3 protein-coding genes and 1 pseudogene are annotated in these 1,391 nt (G+C 57.2%); all 4 read left to right on the forward strand.

Features of this window, described 5'->3' with window-relative positions:
- Positions 1-394: MarC family protein (locus tag AC07FD_RS24095; RefSeq protein ID WP_478351876.1), on the forward strand; the 394-nt coding region annotated here is incomplete at its 5' end.
- Positions 395-465: 71 nt separating this feature from the next.
- Positions 466-834: a SpoIIAA family protein gene (locus AC07FD_RS24100; protein ID WP_478351877.1), complete on the forward strand. Its 369-nt coding sequence runs from the start codon at positions 466-468 to the stop codon at positions 832-834.
- On the forward strand, positions 818-946 hold the full coding sequence (locus AC07FD_RS24105; RefSeq protein ID WP_478351878.1) for a hypothetical protein: 129 nt from the start codon (positions 818-820) through the stop codon (positions 944-946). Before AC07FD_RS24100 ends, AC07FD_RS24105 begins: the two co-directional genes overlap by 17 nt.
- A gap of 239 nt (positions 947-1,185) precedes the next feature.
- Positions 1,186-1,391: pseudogene (locus AC07FD_RS24110) on the forward strand (hypothetical protein); the annotation flags it as partial.

Raw genomic sequence — 1,391 nt, forward strand, 5'->3', positions numbered from 1 at the left:
CCTGTTTCTTGTGGCCTTGCAGACCGTGCTGCATCAGTCCGCCGGCGTGCCAGGCCTGCAGCAGGAGTATGGCCAGCCGGCGGACTTGGGTCTTGCACTCACACCCCTTGCTTTCCCGACGATCGTCACGCCTTACGGCATTGCAGCAGTCATCGTGTTTGCCACCCTGGCCACTGGTCACCACGACCAATCAATCACAGTGGCCGGAATTGTGTCGCTGATCCTGGCTCTCAATTGGCTGGCGATGCTGTTTGCTGAGACTATTCTCAGATGGACCGGAACCGCACTGCAAGTGTTTGCGGTGGTGCTTGGCGTGACCCAGGCTGCCTTAGGTCTGCAGGTAATCCTTCACAATATGCACTTGATCGGTGTCTACGCCGGAGGTGCGGGCTAAACTGGTCCTGAGAACCGGCCGGCGATCGCGGTGCCAGCCGGCGTCACCTGCCTAAAAGAGGAGGAGCCTCAATGCTTCGTTTCGAGCTGTTGAACGAACCAAACATCCTGATCGTGACTGCAGACGGACCTCTTGAGGAAGCCGACTTCGCAAAATTCGCTGAGCAGATCGAAGCAGACAGCAGTTCGCAGAACCGGCCGACGCGCCTGATGATCCGAACGGAGTCATTCCCGGGCTGGGAGAGTTTCGAAGCGTTCATGGCACATCTGAAATTCGTCTCCGACCACCATCAACAGATCCAAAGAATTGCCATTGTCACGGATAGTGAGTTCCTAAAGATCATGCCGCACATCGCCAGTCTCCTGGTCCATCCCAAGATCAAGCAATTCGGATTAGGGGAAACGGACGAGGCCATCGCCTGGCTTGAAACAGGGCTGTGAACTGGTGGCGATTGCCGCCGGCAACTGCGGTTCAAAGATCGTCAGCGTCATTTCACTCGACACCGCCTGGTCCGACTTCACGGAGGGGAGCCCGCTGATGTTCGTTCACTGAGCGTGCAGGCTGTCGGTCGACCGCTGTGTGAGAGCAGTGCAGGCGGGGCCCGCAACCTTCAGACTTGGGAGCGGGTTCGCAAAGCCGAGATTTGCCGAGGTTTTGACTGCCGGTGCCTTACGGCCGACGACGAGTCTGTGTCTAAATATGCTAGATTGACGTGGCGGTGAGATCGTTGCACGCTTGAAACTCCTTTTGACACATAGTGTTTTGGCGGTGGCTCGACGAAGGAGCGCGAGATGGCCAGACAAATTTCCCTCGTTGCCGTGATTGTTGTTTCGGTTGCAGCGGTGCTCAGCTTTCAAGCACTTGCGGCTAGCGAGCCCTCATTCAGCGACTTCCCGTTCATGGTGCACTGCGAACTCAGCGGCGTTGATCGCGCATTCTACTTGGCGAAGATCGATCCGGACGGCGTTGCCGTATACATTTCGCCGGATAGGCAGGC

The sequence above is a fragment of the Mesorhizobium waitakense genome (assembly GCF_056431085.1).

Coding starts and splice junctions, on each gene's coding strand:
- AC07FD_RS24100 (WP_478351877.1), top strand. CDS start 466: ATGCTTCGTTTCGAGCTGTTGAACGAACCAAACATCCTGATCGTGACT.